The organism is Variovorax sp. 05T418 (genome assembly GCF_056396385.1).
Map to the genome: position 1 here is coordinate 1 of NZ_JBFTLJ010000054.1, position 763 is coordinate 763.

Annotated in this window: 2 protein-coding genes; both read left to right on the plus strand. The window is 67.0% G+C overall.

Features of this window, described 5'->3' with window-relative positions:
- The first annotated feature begins 24 nt into the window (after nucleotides 1-24).
- The gene (locus tag AC1DMS_RS31740; RefSeq protein WP_012745555.1) at nucleotides 25-354 is read left to right on the plus strand and encodes an NAD(P) transhydrogenase subunit alpha part 2; all 330 of its coding nucleotides are present in this window, start codon (nucleotides 25-27) and stop codon (nucleotides 352-354) included.
- A partial coding sequence (locus tag AC1DMS_RS31745; RefSeq protein ID WP_478182150.1) for an NAD(P)(+) transhydrogenase (Re/Si-specific) subunit beta occupies nucleotides 351-763 on the plus strand: 413 nt, incomplete at its 3' end. The genes AC1DMS_RS31740 and AC1DMS_RS31745, both read left to right, overlap by 4 nt.

Consider the following 763-nt stretch of genomic DNA (forward strand, 5'->3'; position numbering starts at 1 on the left):
GCACCCACGCGAGGAGAAGAAATCATGGATCCCGTTTCCCATACCGTCATCAACCTCATCATCTTCGTGCTGGCCATCTACGTGGGCTACCACGTGGTGTGGACCGTCACGCCCGCGCTGCACACGCCGCTGATGGCCGTGACCAACGCGATCTCGGCCATCGTGGTGGTGGGCGCCATGCTGGCGGCCGCGCTCACCGAGACCCCGCTGGGCAAGACCATGGGCGTGCTCGCGGTGGCGCTGGCGGCGGTGAACATCTTCGGCGGCTTCCTGGTCACGCGGCGCATGCTCGAGATGTTCAAGAAGAARGARAAGAAGGCCGCACCCAAGGCCGAAGCGGGAGCCTCGCAATGAGCATGAACGTCGTCACGCTGCTGTACCTGGTCGCCAGCGTCTGCTTCATCCAGGCCCTGAAGGGCCTGWSSCACCCCACCACCTCGATCCGCGGCAACCTCTTCGGCATGGCCGGCATGGCCATCGCGGTGGTCACCACCGGTGCGCTGATCTACAAGCTGGCCGGCGGCCAGCTCACSGGCCTGGCCTGGGTGCTGCTGGGGCTGGCGGCCGGCGGCGGCTACGGCGCCTACCGCGCCAAGACGGTCGAGATGACCAAGATGCCCGAGCTGGTGGCCTTCTTCCACAGCATGATCGGCCTGGCGGCGGTGTTCATCGCGGTSGCGGCSGTGGTCGAACCCGCGGCCATGCTCGAAGGCATCGCCAAGGGCGCGCCCATTCCCGCCGGCAACCGGCTCGAGCTGTTCCT